At 61.8% G+C, this 18,446-nt stretch carries 17 protein-coding genes and 2 tRNA genes; 10 read left to right on the forward strand and 9 right to left on the reverse strand.

All coding sequences use genetic code 11. The features are described 5' to 3' along the window. Positions 1-105: 105 nt before the first annotated feature. From WC698_00660 to WC698_00670, 3 genes are all read right to left on the reverse strand, one after another. The gene (locus tag WC698_00660) at positions 106-723 is read right to left on the reverse strand and encodes a hypothetical protein (GenBank protein ID MFA6038766.1); all 618 of its coding nucleotides are present in this window, start codon (positions 721-723) and stop codon (positions 106-108) included. A 21-nt stretch (positions 724-744) separates the two neighbouring features. Then, complete coding sequence (locus tag WC698_00665) at positions 745-1,752, reverse strand: carbohydrate kinase family protein (protein MFA6038767.1); 1,008 nt, start codon at positions 1,750-1,752, stop codon at positions 745-747. Between the two features lie 115 nt (positions 1,753-1,867). Continuing rightward, a complete protein-coding gene (locus WC698_00670) occupies positions 1,868-4,264 on the reverse strand; it encodes an Ig-like domain-containing protein (GenBank protein ID MFA6038768.1) in 2,397 nt (798 codons plus the stop codon). Positions 4,265-4,411: 147 nt separating this feature from the next. On the opposite strand from WC698_00670, the gene WC698_00675 reads away from it, so the two are divergent. Next, complete coding sequence (locus WC698_00675; GenBank protein MFA6038769.1) at positions 4,412-5,002, forward strand: hypothetical protein; 591 nt, start codon at positions 4,412-4,414, stop codon at positions 5,000-5,002. Between the two features lie 136 nt (positions 5,003-5,138). Here WC698_00675 and WC698_00680 read toward each other — a convergent pair. After that, positions 5,139-5,213 (reverse strand) — tRNA-Cys (locus WC698_00680). A 376-nt stretch (positions 5,214-5,589) separates the two neighbouring features. Here WC698_00680 and WC698_00685 point away from each other — a divergent pair. The 6 genes from WC698_00685 to WC698_00710 all read left to right on the forward strand — a co-directional run bounded on the left by WC698_00685 (position 5,590) and on the right by WC698_00710 (position 10,175). After that, positions 5,590-6,003, forward strand: a complete 414-nt coding sequence (locus WC698_00685) for a hypothetical protein (GenBank protein ID MFA6038770.1) — start codon at positions 5,590-5,592, stop codon at positions 6,001-6,003. A 118-nt stretch (positions 6,004-6,121) separates the two neighbouring features. After that, positions 6,122-6,703, forward strand: a complete 582-nt coding sequence (locus WC698_00690) for a hypothetical protein (GenBank protein ID MFA6038771.1) — start codon at positions 6,122-6,124, stop codon at positions 6,701-6,703. Between the two features lie 145 nt (positions 6,704-6,848). Beyond that, a complete protein-coding gene (locus WC698_00695; GenBank protein MFA6038772.1) occupies positions 6,849-7,916 on the forward strand; it encodes a formate--phosphoribosylaminoimidazolecarboxamide ligase in 1,068 nt (355 codons plus the stop codon). Positions 7,917-8,284: 368 nt separating this feature from the next. Beyond that, positions 8,285-9,430 (forward strand): DUF1297 domain-containing protein, encoded by a 1,146-nt coding sequence (locus WC698_00700; protein ID MFA6038773.1) that lies wholly within the window; start codon positions 8,285-8,287, stop codon positions 9,428-9,430. Between the two features lie 94 nt (positions 9,431-9,524). After that, positions 9,525-9,600, forward strand: a tRNA-Ala gene (locus WC698_00705). A gap of 302 nt (positions 9,601-9,902) precedes the next feature. Then, positions 9,903-10,175: a hypothetical protein gene (locus WC698_00710; GenBank protein MFA6038774.1), complete on the forward strand. Its 273-nt coding sequence runs from the start codon at positions 9,903-9,905 to the stop codon at positions 10,173-10,175. 3 nt (positions 10,176-10,178) lie between these two features. Here WC698_00710 and WC698_00715 read toward each other — a convergent pair whose 3' ends face one another. From WC698_00715 to ruvA, 4 genes are all read right to left on the reverse strand, one after another. Next, entirely contained in the window at positions 10,179-10,439 is a 261-nt protein-coding gene (locus WC698_00715) for a hypothetical protein (GenBank protein ID MFA6038775.1), read from the reverse strand. 43 nt (positions 10,440-10,482) lie between these two features. Continuing rightward, positions 10,483-10,803, reverse strand: a complete 321-nt coding sequence (gene trxA / locus WC698_00720; GenBank protein MFA6038776.1) for a thioredoxin — start codon at positions 10,801-10,803, stop codon at positions 10,483-10,485. 150 nt (positions 10,804-10,953) lie between these two features. Beyond that, entirely contained in the window at positions 10,954-12,237 is a 1,284-nt protein-coding gene (locus WC698_00725) for a hypothetical protein (protein ID MFA6038777.1), read from the reverse strand. 88 nt (positions 12,238-12,325) lie between these two features. Continuing rightward, positions 12,326-12,904, reverse strand: a complete 579-nt coding sequence (gene ruvA / locus WC698_00730) for a Holliday junction branch migration protein RuvA (protein ID MFA6038778.1) — start codon at positions 12,902-12,904, stop codon at positions 12,326-12,328. Between the two features lie 208 nt (positions 12,905-13,112). Between ruvA and WC698_00735 the strand changes: the two genes are divergently transcribed. Together WC698_00735 and WC698_00740 are read left to right on the forward strand one after the other, a co-directional pair. Next, positions 13,113-14,408, forward strand: coding sequence for a peptidoglycan DD-metalloendopeptidase family protein (locus WC698_00735; protein MFA6038779.1), 1,296 nt, complete (start codon positions 13,113-13,115; stop codon positions 14,406-14,408). Between the two features lie 88 nt (positions 14,409-14,496). Then, complete coding sequence (locus WC698_00740; protein ID MFA6038780.1) at positions 14,497-14,787, forward strand: hypothetical protein; 291 nt, start codon at positions 14,497-14,499, stop codon at positions 14,785-14,787. Positions 14,788-14,816: 29 nt separating this feature from the next. Here the strand turns inward: WC698_00740 and rsmI are convergent, their stop codons facing one another. Further along, complete coding sequence (gene rsmI, locus WC698_00745; GenBank protein ID MFA6038781.1) at positions 14,817-15,572, reverse strand: 16S rRNA (cytidine(1402)-2'-O)-methyltransferase; 756 nt, start codon at positions 15,570-15,572, stop codon at positions 14,817-14,819. 156 nt (positions 15,573-15,728) lie between these two features. On the opposite strand from rsmI, the gene gyrA reads away from it, so the two are divergent. Beyond that, positions 15,729-18,365 (forward strand): DNA gyrase subunit A, encoded by a 2,637-nt coding sequence (gene gyrA, locus WC698_00750; GenBank protein ID MFA6038782.1) that lies wholly within the window; start codon positions 15,729-15,731, stop codon positions 18,363-18,365. The last annotated feature ends 81 nt before the right edge of the window (positions 18,366-18,446 follow it).

Here is an 18,446-nt window from a genome sequence, read left to right on the forward strand (position 1 = left end):
CTTGCACAGGAACAGGTAGTAGGTAGTAGGTTGTAGGTTTTAGTACATCCGTAACAGGAACAGTGGGGCAGCTGCTCTGTTCTTGTACCACCTACTCCCTACCCCCTACTTTCCCAGAGACGGGCTCAATTCCCCGTCTTCTCCGTGCGATGTTTCGCCTCCCACGCCGGCGCGGGCGGCTGCTTCGGCGATGTGTTTGGGGATCACGGCTTCCACGGCGCCCCATTTGGCGTCTCCTCCCTGAGGGAGGAGGACGGTCACTTGGTCGCCCACTTCCGCGCGGTAGAACGTGACGGAGGCCAGGAGCACCCGGAGGGCCTTGCCCTCGGCGAGCACCTTGTACTGGCCGTCTTCCTGGATGAGCAGGCCCAGCACGGTGCGGCGGGGGACGGGGGCGATCTGCTTGTAGATGAACTTCCCTTCGTCGGTGATGGTGAGCTTCATGCCGTCGCCCTCCACCAGCTTGCTCTTGCTGGCGTAGTTGGCGGGGACGGGGTAGGTCTGTCCGTTGGCGTCCACCATGTTCTGCCCGTCGAACACCCCCTCCACCACGCGCCCGCTCACGGGGCCCGCCGAGGAGATGGCGTTGGCACGCATCATGTGGCGCTCGCGCGAGGAATCCACCACACCCGTCATTTCCCGCAGCATGGCATGGGCGGTTTTGAGCGAAGACATCGCGCTATCGATGAGTTCCTGAATGTGCACGAGGGAGTCGTCGGACATGGTCGGGTGAGGGGATGGATATCACGAATGCAACGGATGTGACTGCACAGGAAGTTGAAGGGAGGAGAGCCGCTTCGTCATCTCGGTGTTGGTGAGGAGTCCCGCCTGTGCGCCGATAGATCCAAGGACACTCGTAGCATTTATCGTACCTGTTCTGAGCGCAGTTGGCAAGTCCAAACCGTTCAGGATGGCCCACGTGAGGCCGGTGCCGAAAGCATCCCCCGCGCCCGTGGTATCCGTCACTTCCACATCTTCCGGGGGCGGGCAATGAAACACCTGCGTGCCGTCCGTGGCCGTGGCGCCGTCCTTCCCGTCCGTGACGCACACCGTCTTCACTCCCGCTTTCAGGAGCGTTCGCAACGCGTCTTCCACGGTGGCCGTGCGCGTGAAGCCCAGGGCCTCTTCCTTATTGAGGAGCAGGATATCCGTGTGCGCCAGCAGGGCGCGGTTCTCTTGGGCGTCCCAGCCGGCGTTCACCTGCGTGCCGCCGGGGTTCCAGGTGAGGCCTATGCGCCCCTCGCCCCCCGTCATGGCCGCCAGGTCGTCCATGATCTCGCGGCCGGCCTTCTGCAGGTGCGTGAGGTAGATCCAGTCCCGTTCCTGCGCCTCGGCCCGGTCGAAGGTGACGTCATGCAGGTGCACGGTGCTGCCCGCGTTGTACAGGATGATGCGCTCGCCGCTCTCCACGGAGAGGATGATGGAAGAGCTGCTGTTCTCGTCCTCCACCACCGTGGCAGGGGAGGCATCCACGCCGTTCTCCCGCAGGTTCTTGAGCATGCGCTCGCCCCATTGGTCATTGCCCACCACGCCGCAGAACGCCACGGCACAGCCCAGGCGGCTCAGCCCCACGGCGGTATTGGACGCTCCTCCGCCGCAGGTCTCGATGATCTGCTCCACGCCGATCTTGGCCCCCACCGGGAAGCGCAGTTCCCGCTCCTGCCCGCCGGCCCCCGCGGACGCCGCTCCTCCCGTGCGCACGAAGAGATCGAAGGTCGCGCCGCCGATGGTCATGACCTGGAGATCCTTCATGGTTGATGCGTGGGGGGGATTCCTCGGAGAACATGCGCGTATTCCGTATTGCGTATTGCGTATGACGTATGGTTGCTCATGAAGCGAAGATACGTAATACGTAATACACGATACGTTATACGGAATGATAACGGTTCTCCATCATCCGCAGGAACCGATGTGCCTTGCGGAGCTTCCGGCGGCTCTGCCATTGGAGCAGGAAGAGGAACAGCGTCACGCTCCCCGCGATCCACCACGCGAGGTGGGGGAGTCCGCTCCCTGTCTGGTTGGGGGGGCGGAGGGAGGGATCCTCCTGGAACGGCGGTATTTGGTCCGGGGAGGCGTAGTGCACGCCGTCGCCGCCGGGGGTGCCTTGGCCCGTGGCCACCAGGTCGTCCCGCGCCTCGCCCGTGGTATCCACCGGCGTGATGCGCACGGCGTAGGTGACGCCGGGCAAAAGGTCCCGCAGCACCAGGGAACGCTTCTCATCCTTCTTGATGTCGCCGCCGGGGACGGTGCGCTTCTCCGAGAACTGTTCCGCGTCCACGCCGTATTCCACCAGGAACGACTGGAAGGTGATGTCCACGGGGAGGGACCACTCGATGGCCAGCGCCTCATCCTGGGGCGTCACGATCAAGCGGATGCCCAGCACGTGCGCCGTAACAGGGTTGCTCTTGTCGCCCTCCCGGTCCCCCTGCACCGCGGTGACCGCGAAGACGAAGGGCATGCCGGTGCTCAAGCCCGTCACCGTGGCGGCGGACTTGGAGGCGTCGGGCGTATCCAGCGTGTAGGCGTAGTCGCCCACCTTCTCCCCCACGTACACGCGGTAGTAATCCACCGTATCATCCGCCACGGGGTCCCACTGCAGCTCCACGGCGCCGTTCTTGGGTTCCGCCCGCAGGTTCTGCACCGTGGACATCTTCTTGGCTGACACCGTGAGAGGGACGAGCAGGTTGGCCGCGTTCCCGGCTTGGTCCTTGGCTTCCACGGCCGGCTGGTATTCCCCCGCGCGTGGCGCGGTGAAGAGCGATTGGTACGTTCCCGGGCGGTTGGCGTCCTCCTGCAGGGAGATCCGTTCCTCACCCAGCTTGAATTCCATGCTCTTGAGCGCGGGTTCGCTCTGGACCACGATCAGGATGTTCTCGCCTTCCTGCGGCTGCTCCGGCGTGAGCGTGGCCGAGGTGACCACGGGCGGGTCGGTGTCGCGCACGAGGTGGAGGGTTGATTCCCCCCCGCCGTCGTCCATCACCACGAGCGTGTACTCGCTGTGGGTGGGGTCCAGGGACACGACGATGGCGAAACGGCCGCTGTCGTCACTCTCCCCGGAAGCCGCCTGGGTTCCGCCCTTCACTTGGATGTTGGTGTACGGCTGGGTCGCCCCCTCCACGGTCACGCTTCCGCCGTTTACGGTGCCGTTCTGCAAGGGGGAGGTCACCGTGAGGTGCTGCACCAGCGGGCCCGTGCTGCTGGAGACCACCACCCTGGCTTCCCCGCGGATCACGTGGGCGGGGTCCGTGGTGTCTTCCACCGTCACCGTGTGTTTCCCGGTCGTCCGGAAGCTGACGGAGAAGGGGATGAAGCGCGTCCCCAAATGGCGGGAAGTGAACGTGGCTTGCCCCACCCCCTCCACGCCGCTGAGGCCGGGGAGTGTGGCCTGGGGGTCGGTGCTGGTGATGCGCACGGTCCCGATGTAATCCTGCGCGGTGTTGCCGTTGGCATCCACGGCGCGGATGGTGATGCCCGTGATGTCCTGCATGGCGAGCACGGCATCCGTGAGGGTCACTTCGAAGTGGTCGGCAATGTCGAACGTGGGATCAGCGGCGGCGGCCGTCGGCAAAAGTTGTGCGGCGAAGGGGGAACCCCCCACGGCGCCTCCGATCGCCGTCACCGTTCCTTCCTGTGCCAACGCCATGCCGCTCAGCAGGTCCACGGCGCGGAGCGCCACGATGCCCGCCCTCGTCGCCTTCACCGCAAAACGCACGATGCCCTGTGCGTCCGTTCCCGTCGCTTCCGCTTCGATGATGGCTCCCACGGAAGCGCTCCGCAGTTCCACGGGCCGTCCCGGGAGGGGATTCCCGTACCGGTCGGTGACCGTCACTTGCACCGCCGCCGCATCACGGCCGTCCGCCGTGACGGAGGCATCGAGGACGCTGAGGGTGGAAGCCTGCGTGTCCACCGTGTCCGGCAGAACCTCGAACGACGCTTCGGGCGAGAGGCGTTGGCCGTTCTTCCCCACGAAGGCGTGGTACGTGCCCGCTTCCTCGGCGCTCGTTCCCGGCACGCGGAAGTGCGTGCTGCCCGCGCGGTCCAGCGTGAGGGGGAAGATCAAGTAGTTCTGCGCTGGCGGAATCACCACCAGGTCCACGCTCCCCATGGCGGCGAATCCTTCCACCTCCGCCTCCAACCCCAACCCCGCAATGGAGTCCTGCACGCGCAGCAAGCCGCTGTCCGCGGGGGCGACCACGGCGCTCAGCGCATGGAGCGGCAGCAACAGTGCAACCAGGAAGGCCAGGGACCGGGTAGGGGAGTTCATGTGTTTCTCTCTATCCTACCAAAAAACAGCGTTTTCCTCAATCCTGCTCCTATGATTAGGAATAAGAATGGAAATGTGTCCAGAACTTTTCCCCTGCCCCTTGGGCTGCGGTTATCGTGAGAGGCGGAGAATGGCTATGATACGGCCATGCGATCCCACTCCTCCCCCCTTTTCCGCCTCGTTTCCGCAGGGTTGGCCCTGCTCCTGCTCTCCGCATGCGGTGGCGGGGGAGAACAAGCGGTCTGTACGCAGCAGTTCTGGAACGGCCGTGTGGGCATCTGCCTTCCGGACGGGTGGACCGTGATGGAGCGGGAGCGGCTGGACCAGCAGGGGATCCCCCGGGATGTGTTGGCCGCGTTCCAGGTGGAGAAGCCCGTCTCGGGCCAGTACCCCACGGTGGTGATCACGGAGGAGCCGCTCGCGCAGCCGATGGACACCGATACCTACAGCCGCGCCAGCATGCGGGCGGTGAGCGCGCTGCCGGGGTATGAGCTCATCGATACGCGTCCGGTGCGCATCGACGAACGGGAATCGGGCATCCACATCTACACCGCGCAACCCGCCGCGGACCAGCCCAAGACGCGCTTCTACCAAGTGAGCGCCGTCTCCTCCTCGGGCACCGGGTATACCGTCACGGCGTTCGCGCCCCTCTCGGTCAGCCGGTCGCTGGAAGGGGAGGAGCTGGCCATGGTGCAGTCCCTCACGTTCGTGGATCCGGGGGAGGGGAATGAAGAATGACGAATGAAGAATGACGAATGTGGAATTTGGGTGGAGGTGCCGGTGGGAATTGCCCCGGCTTCGCCTTCGGCTACGCCGCGGCTGGAGCTTATTCCACGAAATAATCGCGGCGTAGTTGCGAAGCAACGAAGTCGGATGGAGGTGCCGGTGGGAATTGCACCCACGCATGGGGGTTTTGCAGACCCCTGCCTTACTACTTGGCTACGGCACCTCGTGGCTCTTCGCATCTCAGTATAGAGTTTTTTTGCACGGCCTGAAGGGCAATGGATGAAGGAGGGAAGACTCTGGAAGAATGCGTGGGAAGCACAGCAAAGTGTCTTTGTAATTTATCATTGATAGTAAGCCAAGATCTTCTCCTCCCCACCCTAACCTTTGACGTGCCCTCTTGACTCCGCAACACTACGTCCCGTCATGCGATTGTCGCTCCTCACACTCGGGCTTCTCCTTCTCGCTCTTCGAGCGGAAGGGTCCTGTGCGTGAGACATGAACACACCGCACGCGCCCCTTCCCCGAGGCGTCGCGGTTTTTTCCTTTTCCTCTTTCCCCCTTTCACAATGTCCCATCCTTTCGAGCCCCATGGCGGAGGAGTGCCAGACAATGACCGCAGGAACTACACCTATGATCCGGAAGAGCAGCGTATGCTCCAGGAGGCACGCACACTCTCCGGCGAACAAGAGGGGAACAGCACTCCTGCTGAAGAAAATATGCCACGTACCGAGGCGCAACAGATTGCCGGCAACATTGCCCGGATCATCGTGGGTCAGAGTGATCTTCCGCCGCACTTCCCTGAAAATTTTCCCTCAGAGAGCCAGAAGAATGCCGCCATTGCCACTCGTGTGGTCGCCATGCGTTTGACGTATCAACTTCCTCTTTCGCCCGAACGTGGAAAAGAACTCACGGATGCTTTGGAGAGGGAAGCGGCAGCGCATGATCCTGCGGTCCAAGAGGGCATACGTCTGGCTGTGGAGGGGATTATGAGACTTGTGGAGAACGCACGATGATGATTGCCAATCATCGGAAATAGTTCGGAAGGTTACTCCGGTAGCCCATCCTGCATTGAGAAAGTCCCGTTTTTGGCCTATACTATGGACGTAACAAACATCACTTCCCGCTCCTCTCATGCGTAACCATCAGCGCGATGTCACTATTGCCCTCTGCAGCGTTGTTGCAGGAATCATGCTCACGGCGGGAACGTTGCTCGCCAACAATTCCACGTTCGGCGCTTCCGCGCTCAGCGACCTGTTCGCCATGCGGTGGGAAGTGACTCCTACGGGAGTGATGGAACGCTCCGATGCATTGCGCCGGCCGGGTTCCACGTCCTTCACGAAGCCCGCGGCCGCCTCCGCTTCCGCGGCTTCCGCCTCATCGTCCTCTGCCGTCCCCGCCGTTCCCGTTGCGACGGAGTGTGAGGTGGCCAGCGACATCGCCGCCGCCTTCACCGCCGCCATCAACCGCCACGTCCCCCGCGATTTCGAGTTCAAGACCATCCGCGACGGGTTGCTGTATGCCGCGGAGAAAGTGGTGACGGATTACTGCGCGGTCTCGTCCTCTTCTTCCAGCACGTCTGCCCCCCAAGCCGTCACTCCCGTCGACAACCAGTGCGAGCAGTACGGCGTCCGCAGCGCTCGGTACACCACGTGCAAGATCGAGGAGAACGCCGGCAGGCCGTATCCCATCCCGTCCAAGGAGTCGAGAATTTAAGGGAATCCGAAGAAACCAAGGCAACCGAGGGACCTTCCTATCCTTGGGTTCTTTGGTTTCCCTGGATTCCTTGGTTTCCTTGGTCCCACTCCATACACTATTCATTGAAATCCCGCTCTCCCTCTGCTACAGTCACCCAAATACCATGCCGCGCCCGTCGCATCGCCGGCCCCTGCTTTCTCCGAAGAAGGATCCACGGAACTTCGTCATCGCCACGATGGGGAGCCATTCGGCGTTGCAGATCCTCAAGGGGGCGCGGGACGAGGGGATGCGCAACCTGGTGGTTTGCAAGAAGGGAACGGAGCAGATCTACCGGAACTTTCCCGTGGCGGACGAGATCATCACGGTGGAAGACTGGAGTGAATGGGACGAAGGTTTGGAGAAGGAGCTCATCAAGCGCAACGCCATCCTCATCCCGCACGGCTCCTTCATCGCGTACCTGGGCCCCGACCGCGTGAAGCGGATGAAGGCCATGTACTACGGCGCCAAGGAGATCCTGGAGTGGGAGAGCGACCGTGACATGGAGCGCGAGTGGCTGCTGAAATCCGGCTTGCTGCTCCCGCGTGTCTTCGACAAGCCCGAGGACATCGACCGCCCCGTCATCATCAAGTTCCACGGCGCGGGCGGGGGGTTCGGGTACTTCGTGGTCAAGTCCGCGAAGCAGTTCTACGAGGTGAAGAACCGCAAGTATCCCGAGGAGAACGACTTCGTGATCCAGGAATACATCGTGGGGGCGCCGCTCTACGTCCACTACTTCTATTCGCCGATCACCAGGGAGCTGGAGATCATGAGCATGGACAAGCGGTACGAATCCAACGCGGATTCCATCGGCCGCATCCGCGCGGAAGACCAGCTGGCCGCCAACATCCACACCTCCTACACCATCGTGGGCAACATTCCCATCGTCATCCGCGAATCGCTCCTCCCGCAGCTCTTCCAAATGGGGGAGAAGGTGGTGAAGGTGAGCAAGAAGCTCAAGGGCGCGGGCAAAGGGCTCTTCGGGCCGTTCTGCCTGGAGGCCATCATCACGCGCAAGCTGGAGATCTACGTGTTCGAGATCTCCGCACGCATCGTGGCCGGCACCAATCCCTTCATCGAAGGGTCACCCTATACGGCGCTCAAGTACGATGTGCCGATGAGTACCGGCCGTCGCATTGCGCGGGATATCAAGCAGGCGATCGAGAAGGGGAGGCTGGGGGAGATATTGGGATGACGCGTATTGCGTATTGAGTATGACGTATCATTCTACGGTATTCTCGTGGTCCCTTGACTGAAATTCTGCCAGTGTTACCATATATTCATGAATTATGAATCCATCAACGCTGCGCCGGAAGGGCAGTATGTTCCAAGGGCAAGTGCGGACTCCGGTCAGATGGGGGCAGAAGAATCCCGGGAGTATGTGAAGGCGATACAATTTCTTCTTTCCTTGGGGCAAGCGAACGGTGAAAGCGCACAGCGTGGAGGCGCGAACGATGCCGGCGGGGAATGGAAGTGATGTTGCGGGTTCCTGCGCGTGCACCATGAGCAATAATCCGTTCCATTTGGCATTTTGCATTTCAAAATTTGCATTACAATCTATCCATGGACACCGCCTCCCTCCTCTCCGGCTACGATTTGAAGAATCTGACGGTCGGCGTCCTCGGCGGCCACAGCGCGCTGGACGTGTGCCATGGCGCCAAGCAGTGGGGGTTCAAGACGGTCTGCGTTGCGCGCAGCGGGCGGGAGAAGACGTACGCGCAGTACTTCAAGACGAAGGGGAGGGGGGAAGAGGAGCGGGGCTGTATTGATGAGGTGATCCTGGTGGATGCTTTCGACGATGTACTCAAGCAGGACGTGCAGAACGCCCTGCGGAATGCCAATGTCCTCTTCATCCACAACCGTTACTTCTGGGTCTACTTCGACGATTTCGCCAAAGTGGAAAACGAGTTCCACGTTCCCATCTTCGGGTCCCGCACGCTCCTCAAACTGGAGGAGCGCGACCAGCCCTACAACCAGTACCACCTGCTCAGGGACGCGGGCATCCGCACACCCCGCATCTTCGCGAAGCCGGAAGAGATTGACCGGCCGGTGCTGGTGAAGGCGAACGAGGCGGCGCGGGGGTACGAGCGTGCGTTCTTCCTGGTGACCGGCAAGGACGAGTGGGAGAGGAAAGGCGCGCAGTTGCAGAAGGAGGGGAAGGTGACGGACAAGTGGCGCAGCGCGGCGATGGAGGAATTCGTGGTGGGGGCGCCCGTCAACTTCAACTTTTTCTACTCCCGGCTCAGCGGAGAGCTGGAACTGCTGGGCACCGACACGCGCCGCCAGACGAACCTGGACGGTTTCCTGCGCATGACGGCGGAAGAGCAGGCGGAGGTGCGCAAGGCCGTCCCCCTCAAGATGATCGAGACGGGGCACATCGCCTGCACCGTCAAGGAGTCGCTCCTGGAGAAGGCGTTCGACCTGGGCGAGAAGTTTGTCAAAGCCACGCAGAAGCTCCCCAAGAGTTTGGATCCCTCCGGCAAGGGGATCATCGGTCCGTTCGCGCTCCAGGGGTCGGTGGTGGCGGAGGAGGGGAAGGAGGACATCGTCATTTTCGACGTGAGCCTCCGCATCCCCGGCTCCCCCGGGGTGATGGCGACCCCGTATTCCGGTTACCTGTACGGCCAATCCATGAGCGTGGGGGAGAGGGTGGGGATGGAAATACGGAAGGCGGTGGAGGAAGGCAGGGTGGAGGAAATCATCACATGAGAGGGTGGCCTGCCGGCCGTAGACCCGAGTGTGCGAGGGCGGAGGCCGGAGGAGATTGTGACGTGTGAGGGTGGACGGGTACACTTCTGCACGTGGGGCATTAGCTCAGTTGGTAGAGCGTCTGGTTTGCAACCAGAAGGTCGCCGGTTCGAATCCGGCATGCTCCACCAACCTCCGCAGGAGGTTGTCCACCGTAGTCTCGCCGAAGCGAGCGGAGGTGGACTTCTCCGGGCAGGACCTCCTGGCTACGGTTGGCAGGCCATGACAACTTGCACACTTTGATCGAGTTTGCTCAAAAAGCGCCACTAGGTGTTTTTTTATTGTTGCACATAGAGCGAGAGTGCACACTTTGCGCGACTTTGGTGCATATTGTCGCGTGTCCTGCTTCCTAAGGTCAGCCGGATCGGAAACACCCGTGCTGTTTGTAGGACGAGGGGAAGCGTACAATACCGGGTTGCTTCCCCCCTTCCCCATGCCCGCAGCATCTTCCGCCAAGAAGAAGGAAAAAATCATCGGCACCGTCGAGCACTACTTCGACCGTATCGGCGTGGCCATCGTGGAACTCAAGGCTCCCCTCAAGGTGGGGGACGCCGTGGTCTTCCGCAAAGGCGAGACGGAATTCACGCAGCCCGTCGCATCGCTCCAGGTTGAGCACGCGCAGGTGGACAAGGCCAAGAAGGGCGACCAGGTGGGCATGAAGGTGGATGCTCCCGTCAAGGAGGGGACGGAAGTGTTGGCGGCCTGAAGCCTAAAACTCCATTCCGGTGTCCGTCCTCCCCCGCATACCGGGGATGAGGTACTTCAGCGGCCCGAAGAGGACATCCGTCGTCCCCGTGAGTTCCGCAAGGCTCCAGAAGAAGATGAACACCGCGATGATGATGACCAGGATGTACACGCCTCCCACGTTCTTCATCCACTGTGCTTCCCCGATCATGTCGCCCACCTGCTCGCGGTATTTGATGAGGCAGAAGGAACCGACGATACCCACGATTGGCAGGATGATTCCCATCGGCCGGTATCATTCCTGAGGGAGGGGGATGAATCAATACATATTACGCTATCGCCCCGTCAATCTCCTTCTTCATGTCCTCCTTCGGCCTTGCGCCGATGAAGGCTTTCTGCGGCTGGCCGTCCTTGAAGAGGATGAAGGTGGGGATGCTCATCACGTTGAACATGCCGGCCACGTCGCCGTTCTCATCCACGTTCATCTTCACGAATTTCACGTTGGGGCCGTACTCCGCGGCGAGCTCGTCGATCACGGGGCCCATCACCTTGCAGGGTCCGCACCAGGGAGCCCAAAAGTCCACCAGCACGGGGACGGGGGACTTGAGCACTTCACTCTCAAATTGCGCATCGGTGATGTCGTTGGCCATGAGGGGGAGGGAGAAAGTTGGAGTGAAAGTATAGAAGGAAACCGTTCGTTGTTCCAGTGAAGAATGCAGGATTGAAGTGGTGGGGGAGCATGAGAAATGCAAAATGCAAAATGAGAAAAGGGCATTTTGCATTTCAAATTATGCATTTCTTCATTCCTCCCGTCCTCTCGACAAAATCTCCTTCGTGATCTTCTTCCCCGCCTCCACCCCCGGCTGGCCGTACGGGTCCAGGCGGTAGAGCTTGCCGAGGAAGATCACTTCCGCAAGGAGCAGGAAGAGCAGTTGGCCCAAGTGGTAGCTGTCCAAGCGCGTGAGGGAAATGGTGGCGTAGGGACGCTTGACGCCCGTGAGGGCGCGGCTGGTGCCCTCGTAGCAGGCGTCCAGGAGCTGTCCCGTGGTCTTGCCCGCGATGTACTTCCACGGCCCGGGGAGGCTCTCCGGCAGGTACAGGCGGGGCTTCTCCAGTTCGCGCACGAACAGGTGCCACGTGCGGCGCGGGCCGGCCATCCACTGCTGCAGGAGCGAGTGCTGGTCCTGCGTCCCCACGGCGGCGAGGGGGATGGGGTTCGAGGTCTCCTTCTTCCCCAGGCTCTCCGCGATGAGCTGCTGGTTCCAGCGCGCGAGCTGCGCCAGCCTTTGGCCGTACGGCATGATCACGCGCACGTTGTAGCCGCGCTTGGTATCGAGGAGGTACTGGATGCTGGCGAGGAGGGCGGCGGGATTCTCCTCCAGTATCGGCTGCTGGCAGAGCGTATCCATCTCCTTCGCGCCGCGCGCGAAGCTGTCCAAATCCCCGTCCAGCAGGCCTAGGGGCAGGAGCCCGATGGGAGTGAAGATGGAGAAGCGGCCGCCCACGCCGGGGGGGATGGGGAGCATCTGGATGCCGTGGTCCAGGCAGAAGCCGTGGAGGAACCCCTGTTCCGGGTCCGTGATGGCGATCACGCGCTCCGCCGCGCGCTCGCGCCGCGCCTTTTGCAGGTGCTCCCAGCACAGGAAGAAGATGCTCATGGGCTCCAGCGTGTCGCCGGACTTGCTGGCGATGACGAGGAGCGTGGACTTCCAATTGATGATGGAGAGGTAGTTGTCCAGCACCGCGGGGTCCAGCATATCCAGCACGATGAATTCCACCGTGTTGGGCCCCTCGAACGCCTCCTGGATCAGCCGCGGCCCCAACCCCGATCCTCCGATGCCGATCCACACCACCGTTTCGATCCCCTCCGCCTTCACGCGGATGGCCGCTTCCTTCACCCGCTCGATCAACTGCTTGTTGTACGGGTCCATGGACCACGCGTGCTCCCCCCGTCCCCGCTCCGAAAGCCACTCCTCCACATAGCGCCGCACGGGGCTGCGCAACCCGGAGAGTTCCTGGTCCGGTATCCCCATGGAAGGGGTGATGGACTTGGCGAGGGTTTGGGAGATGTCGAGGTGCAACATCGCGTCTATCCTATACCCCTCTCCCCTCCGGGGGTAGTGACGCAACGACCGTAGGGACGTCCCGGCGGGACGTCCATACAACGTGCATCTACAGCGCCCTGAGGGCGGCAGCCACGCGCTCCTCCGTTGTCCGCAGGTCCGCGGGAAGATCCCGCAGCACCCGGGTGACGGCGGGGGCGTCGTAGCCGAGCGAGGTGAGCGCGGCGATGGCGTCCTGGTCGAACTCGTGGGGCAGCTCTTCCGCCGATACCTCCCCCAGGAGCAGGGGATTCTTCTCCATCAGGGACTTGAGTTCAATGAGCACCTTCTGCGCCGTCTTCTTCCCCACGCCTTTCACGTGCTTCAGCATCCCCTCGTCCTGTTCCTGCACGGCGCGGAGCAGCAACGCCTTGGGAACGGCGCACAGCTCCAGCCCCAGCCGCGGCCCGATGCCGGAGAGCTTGATCAGCTCCTCGAACAGCACCAATCCCGCGCGGTCCAGGAAGCCGAAGAGATCGAAACGCTCCTCGCGGATGTACGACGAGATCCACAGGCTCCCGGGCGTAAAGTCCGGCAGCTTCTCCCACACGTCCAGCGGCACGCTCACGCGGTACCCCACGCCCTGCACGTCCATGATCACCTCGCCGACGCCGAGCTTCTGCACCGTTCCTCGCAGGTGGGAGATCATGGGGGGGAGGGTAGCAGATCCTCCGGAGAGAGAGGAAGTTGTAGAAAGGTTTGGGGCAGGAATTTATGGAATCCGATGAAACCGAGGAAACCAAGGGGAAGATAGTCAGTCGTTCTTTGGTTTCTTCGGCTTCCTCGGTTTCTTTGGTTTCTTTCATAATCCGGTAAACTACCAAAATATCACAAAATATGGTATAATAACCATACAAATGCACCCTACCCGCCGCCTTCTAACGCTCCTCGTCCTGTGCGCGGCTGCCGCAACGTTTTCGGGCGGTGCCGCCGTGCTGCGTGCGGATATCCGAGGGGAGATCGAGGGGGAATTTGAGCAGGTGCTCGCGCGGGCGAAGTCCAGTTACCTCCAGCGCCGTGGCGTGGCCACTTCGCAGAAGAATACGCAGCAGACCGCGGCGGAAGCCCACAAGCAGGTGGTGGCCGTGGGCAAGGAGAAGCAGCGGGTGCGCTTCGCCATCGTGCAGGCGCGCGGAATGGCGCAGGACTTGCGCAACCGCATCGCCAAGCTGGAGGCGGAGCAGCACCGCCTGGACCGCATTGCGCAGACCGATGAGGAACGTTTCCTCTCGCTCCTGCGCAGCAACAAGCTGCAGGCCTTCGTCACGGTCCAGCAGCAGAACGGCATCAAGTTCCTGTTCCGGCGTCTCCTCAGCCTCTCCTTGGGCGCGGGGGTGGAGCGGGAGTTCCAGGAGAGCTTCGTGGCGCGGGCGCGGGAGGAGTTCCTCGTCTCCCTCCTGCAGGCGCGGGAAATGGCAACGGCGCGCCTCGCCACCTTCCGCAAGCAGGTGGTGACGGCGGAGGAGAACCTCACCACGCTCACGGTGCGTCATGAGCAGCTCATCGCGCAGTACCGGGAGGCCGACAAGGTCTACGAAAAGGCGCAGAGGGAAGCGCTGGTGAGCGAGGAGCAGCTCCTGGCGTTCAAGGCGGAAATGGCACGCGTGCAGGCGGACGTGCTGCGGCTCCAGGCGGAGATGGCGCGGTTCGACGCGCGCATCCGCGCCAAGGCGGAGCGGGAGTTGATCGAGAAGGGGCTCATGGATCCCCGCCAGGGCGGCGCCTCCGGAGTGTCGCGCCTCGCCAAATTGCACTTCACGTGGCCGGTGTTCGGTCCCGTCACCGCCACGTTCCACGATGCCGCGTACTTTAAGCGGTTCGGTGTGCCGCACGAGGGGGCGGATATCGCGCAGGGGCAGGGATCACCCGTCTCGGTGGCGGCCGACGGCGTGGTATTCATCGTCCGCGACGGCGGCGCCAAGGGATACACCTACGTCCTCATCGCCCACCGCGACGGCTACGCCACGCTCTACGGCCACCTCTCCTCCGTGGCGGTTGCGGCGGGGGACGACGTGGTCCAGGGGCAGACCATCGGCCTCTCGGGCGGCCAGCCGGGCACCCCCGGCGCCGGCCTCCTCACCACCGGCCCTCATCTCCACTTCGAAGTGATCAAGAACGGGACGAACATCAATCCGCTCAGCGTGCTGCCGTAGGCGGAAAGGGAAATTGAAAATGAAAAAAGATGGGTATAGAGTTGCCCGTCCTGGTTGCTCTTTGTTTTAAACGAAAGGGAGGTGATCCATGGTCCAATGGTTTTTTGTTCTCGTGTTGGGGGCGGCATTCATTGCAGGTTTTGTCTTCTTCGGCGAGGGGGCGGGGGAATGGAGGCGATGGTGGCACAAGGCGGAAGCCGCATTGGGCGTCCTCCTCATCACGGCCTCCGGCTTCTGTCTCTGGAAGAGCGTTTGCGCGAGCAGAGAGGAGGGATGGGTGTTCACGGGTTTCATCCTCCCATGCGCCGTCGGGGCATGCGTAGGATTCGGGATCGTGTGGATCTGGAATAGGCTGGATATATTGTTGCGGGGTAACTAGGAACGGGGAAGCATGATGCTTCCCCTTTTTCACCTTGCGCCGATGACCACCACGAACTCGCCCTTCAGGGTCAGTCGGGGGATCGCCTCGGCAATTGAGTACACATTAGTGTACACAACATCCTCGTGCATCTTCGTCAGCTCCCGCGCCACCACCACGGGACGTTCCGGCTGGTCCTTCAAAGCCTCCGCCAGTTCCGTGAGCGTCTTCACGATACGATGCACGGATTCGTAGAAGACGATCGTCCTCTCCTCGTCCTTGAAGGAAGCGAGGAGCGTCTTGCGCCCCTTCTTGAGCGGCAAAAAACCCAGGTACACGAAGTGGTTGATGGGGAGGCCGCTGATGGAAAGCGCCGTGAGGAACGCGGAAGGTCCCGGTACGGATTCGATCTTCACGCCGGCTTCCCGCGCGCGGGACACGATCGCATACCCCGGGTCGCTGATTCCCGGCGTGCCGGCGTCGCTCACGAGCGCGAGATGTTTCCCCGCCTTCAGGAGATTGAGGATGTGCTCCACTTTTCCCGGATCGCTGTGGCCGTGGAAGCTGAGTAGGGACGTCCCGGCGGGACGTCCGTACGGCGATCCGATGCCGAGTTGTTTCAGAAGATTCCCCGTCACTCTCGTATCTTCACAAATGATCGCGTCACACGCTTTCAGTGTCTCGATGGCGCGGAGGGTGATATCACCGAGGTTGCCGATAGGTGTGGAAACCACCGATAGCATGAGGACATCATAGAGGAAACCGAAGAGTCCGACGATACCGAGGATTCCGACGAACATCGGCATCTGGAAGGCCGGAGTTCCTTCCTTACGTACCTCGGAATCCTCGGAATCTTCGGAATCCTCGGATCAAGAGATCACAAAAATAGGCAATTCCACCCCTTTTCTCTTTTCGAAAAAACGCTATGATCCACAAGAACCCCTTCCCCCGCCGTTTTCCTTATGGCCGACAAGAACGCGAATCCCGGTAACGCACAGCAACCCCTTTCCGGCGGCGGAGAGACCATTTCCGGCATCGGCAAGCTGGCGCCCCGCCCCATCGTGACGGAAATGGAGGAAAGCTATTTGAGCTACGCGATGAGCGTCATCGTCTCCCGCGCCCTACCCGATGCCCGCGACGGCCTCAAGCCCGTGCACCGGCGCATTCTGAAGGCCATGCAGGAGGAAGGACTCACGCCCAGCCACCGGTACTCCAAGTGCGCGGGTGTGGTGGGTGAAGTGCTCAAGAAATACCATCCGCACGGCGACTCCTCGGTGTACGACGCACTCGTGCGCCTCGTTCAGGATTTCTCCATGCGTTACCCGCTCGTGGACGGGCAGGGAAACTTCGGATCGATCGATGGGGACAGCGCCGCAGCCTATCGGTACACCGAGTCCCGGCTGCAGAAGATCGCCATGGAGCTCCTCGCGGACATCGACAAGGACACCGTGGATTTCATGCCGAACTACGATGCGACCCGCAAAGAGCCTGTCGTCCTGCCCTCCAAGATCCCGAACCTCCTCCTCAACGGCACCGTGGGCATTGCCGTGGGTATGGCCACCAACATCCCGCCCCATAATCTCAGCGAACTGATCGATGCCACACTGTTCCTCATCGAGAACACGGATGCCACGGTGGAAGACCTTCTGCAGTTCGTCAAAGGGCCGGATTTTCCCACGGGAGGCATCGTCTACAACAAGGAAGCCCTCCGGCAGGCTTATCTCACCGGACGCGGATCGGTGGTGCTGCGTGGCAAGGCGGAGATAGAGGAAGACAGCAAAGGACGTTACCAGATCCGCATCAACGAGATCCCGTACCAGGTCAATAAATCCGCCATGATCGAGCGGATGGCGCAGCTCGTGACGGACAAGGTGATCGTGGGGATTTCGGATATCCGCGACGAATCCGATCGGGACGAGAGGGTGCGCATTATCATCGAACTCAAGAAGGACGCCTACCCGCAAAAGGTCTTGAACCAGCTCTTTAAGCTCACCGACCTGCAGACGAGCTTCGGGTACAACATGATCGCGCTGGCGGACGGCATCCAGCCGCGGCTTCTCAACCTGCAGGAGCTCCTGGAGATCTTCGTGGGCCACCGCCGCATCGTCATCACACGGCGCGTGACGTTCGACCGCGACCGCGCCAAGGAGCGCGCACACATTCTGGAAGGCCTCAAGAAGGCGCTGGACCACATCGACCAGATCATCGCCACCATCAAGAAGAGCGAGACGAAGGAGATCGCCAAGGAGAACCTGGTGAAGAAATTCAAGCTCACGGAGATCCAGGCGGACGCCATCCTCCAAATGCGTCTGCAGACTTTGGCCGGCCTGGAACGGAAGAAGATCGAGGATGAGCTGGCGGAGAAGCGGAAGTTCATCGCGGAGTGCGAGGCGATCCTCAAGGACAAGAAGAGGATCGACAAGATCCTCAAGGGGGAGCTGGAGGAACTCCGGAACACGTACGGCGATGCGCGGAAGACCACCGTGGTTCCCAGCGCGGTGGGGGAATTCTCCGCCAAGGACACCATCCCCAACGCCCCCATGATCGTCACGCTGACCATGGGCGGGTACGTCAAACGGCTCAGCCCCATGCAGTTCCGCGCGCAGCACCGCGGCGGCAAGGGCGTCAAAGGCATGACCACGAAGGACGATGACGAGGTGCTCTCGCTCCTCCACGCCATGAACCACGACGACATCCTGTACTTCACCAACACGGGGCGCGTGTTCAAGCTCCCCGTCTACGAGCTGCCCCAGACCAGCCGGGCGGCCAAAGGCCAGGCGATCGTCAACCTCCTCCAGCTCCAACCCGAGGAGCACATCACGGCCATGCTGAAGGCGGATATGAGCGGCAAGAAGTACCTCTTTATGACGACCTCCAAAGGAACGGTCAAGCGCACAGCGGCGAGCGAATTTGAGAACATCCGCCGGTCCGGACTCATCGCGCAGAAGCTCCCTCCGGGCGACGAACTCAAGTGGGTGCTGGCCACGAGCGGCAAGGACGAGATCTTCATCCTCACCCGCAAGGGGAAGGCCATCCGCTTCAAGGAAGACGACGTGCGCGACATGGGGAGGGCGGCGGCCGGGGTCCGTGGCATTATGCTGGGACAGGGGGACATCGTGGTGGAGGCGGCGCTCATCCAGAATCCCTCCTCCAGCCAGCTTCTCGTCGTCATGGAGAACGGCTTGGGGAAGATGACGCCCGTTACGGAGTACCGTTTCCAGGGACGCGGGGGCACGGGGGTCAAGGCCGCACAACTGACGCCGAAGACGGGGGACATCGTGGGCGGGTTCGTGCTGGAGAAGGGGACGGACGGCGACCTGCTCTGCATCAGCAAGCAGGGGCAGATGATCCGCATGCGCCTCTCCGATATCCCCAGCCGCGGCCGCGCCACCCAGGGCGTGATCGTCATGCGGCTCAACGCGCGGGACAAGGTGGCCACCATGAGCGTTGTTATGGAGGATAAGGAAGCCGAGGAGGCGGTTCTCCAGGCCGCAGCGGAGCTTCGCGTGGAAGAGGTGGAGGCGATCGAGAAGGAGGAGCGGAAGGTGAAGAGGGCGGCGAGGGCTGCTGCGAAAGAGGCGGAATCTGCCAAGAAGTAGTCGTAAGGACGTCCCGTCGGGACGTCCTTACGACGTGCTATACGCCCAGTTCTTCCCTTGCAACACTTCTCCACTCCTGTA

This window comes from Candidatus Peribacteraceae bacterium (genome assembly GCA_041661065.1).
Classification (GTDB): Bacteria; Patescibacteriota; Gracilibacteria; order Peribacterales; family Peribacteraceae; genus CAIKAD01.

What these genes read in the sequence shown, in the direction of transcription:
- gyrA (MFA6038782.1), top strand. Translation starts at nt 15,729, where the DNA reads ATGGCCGACAAGAACGCGAATCCCGGTAACGCACAGCAACCCCTTTCC.
- ruvA (MFA6038778.1), bottom strand. Translation starts at nt 12,904, where the DNA reads ATGATCTCCCACCTGCGAGGAACGGTGCAGAAGCTCGGCGTCGGCGAG.
- WC698_00660 (MFA6038766.1), bottom strand. Translation starts at nt 723, where the DNA reads ATGTCCGACGACTCCCTCGTGCACATTCAGGAACTCATCGATAGCGCG.
- WC698_00695 (MFA6038772.1), top strand. Translation starts at nt 6,849, where the DNA reads ATGCCGCGCCCGTCGCATCGCCGGCCCCTGCTTTCTCCGAAGAAGGAT.
- trxA (MFA6038776.1), bottom strand. Translation starts at nt 10,803, where the DNA reads ATGGCCAACGACATCACCGATGCGCAATTTGAGAGTGAAGTGCTCAAG.
- WC698_00725 (MFA6038777.1), bottom strand. Translation starts at nt 12,237, where the DNA reads ATGTTGCACCTCGACATCTCCCAAACCCTCGCCAAGTCCATCACCCCT.
- WC698_00670 (MFA6038768.1), bottom strand. Translation starts at nt 4,264, where the DNA reads ATGAACTCCCCTACCCGGTCCCTGGCCTTCCTGGTTGCACTGTTGCTG.
- WC698_00740 (MFA6038780.1), top strand. Translation starts at nt 14,497, where the DNA reads ATGGTCCAATGGTTTTTTGTTCTCGTGTTGGGGGCGGCATTCATTGCA.
- rsmI (MFA6038781.1), bottom strand. Translation starts at nt 15,572, where the DNA reads ATGCCGATGTTCGTCGGAATCCTCGGTATCGTCGGACTCTTCGGTTTC.
- WC698_00690 (MFA6038771.1), top strand. Translation starts at nt 6,122, where the DNA reads ATGCGTAACCATCAGCGCGATGTCACTATTGCCCTCTGCAGCGTTGTT.
- WC698_00700 (MFA6038773.1), top strand. Translation starts at nt 8,285, where the DNA reads ATGGACACCGCCTCCCTCCTCTCCGGCTACGATTTGAAGAATCTGACG.
- WC698_00735 (MFA6038779.1), top strand. Translation starts at nt 13,113, where the DNA reads ATGCACCCTACCCGCCGCCTTCTAACGCTCCTCGTCCTGTGCGCGGCT.
- WC698_00715 (MFA6038775.1), bottom strand. Translation starts at nt 10,439, where the DNA reads ATGGGAATCATCCTGCCAATCGTGGGTATCGTCGGTTCCTTCTGCCTC.
- WC698_00665 (MFA6038767.1), bottom strand. Translation starts at nt 1,752, where the DNA reads ATGAAGGATCTCCAGGTCATGACCATCGGCGGCGCGACCTTCGATCTC.
- WC698_00710 (MFA6038774.1), top strand. Translation starts at nt 9,903, where the DNA reads ATGCCCGCAGCATCTTCCGCCAAGAAGAAGGAAAAAATCATCGGCACC.
- WC698_00675 (MFA6038769.1), top strand. Translation starts at nt 4,412, where the DNA reads ATGCGATCCCACTCCTCCCCCCTTTTCCGCCTCGTTTCCGCAGGGTTG.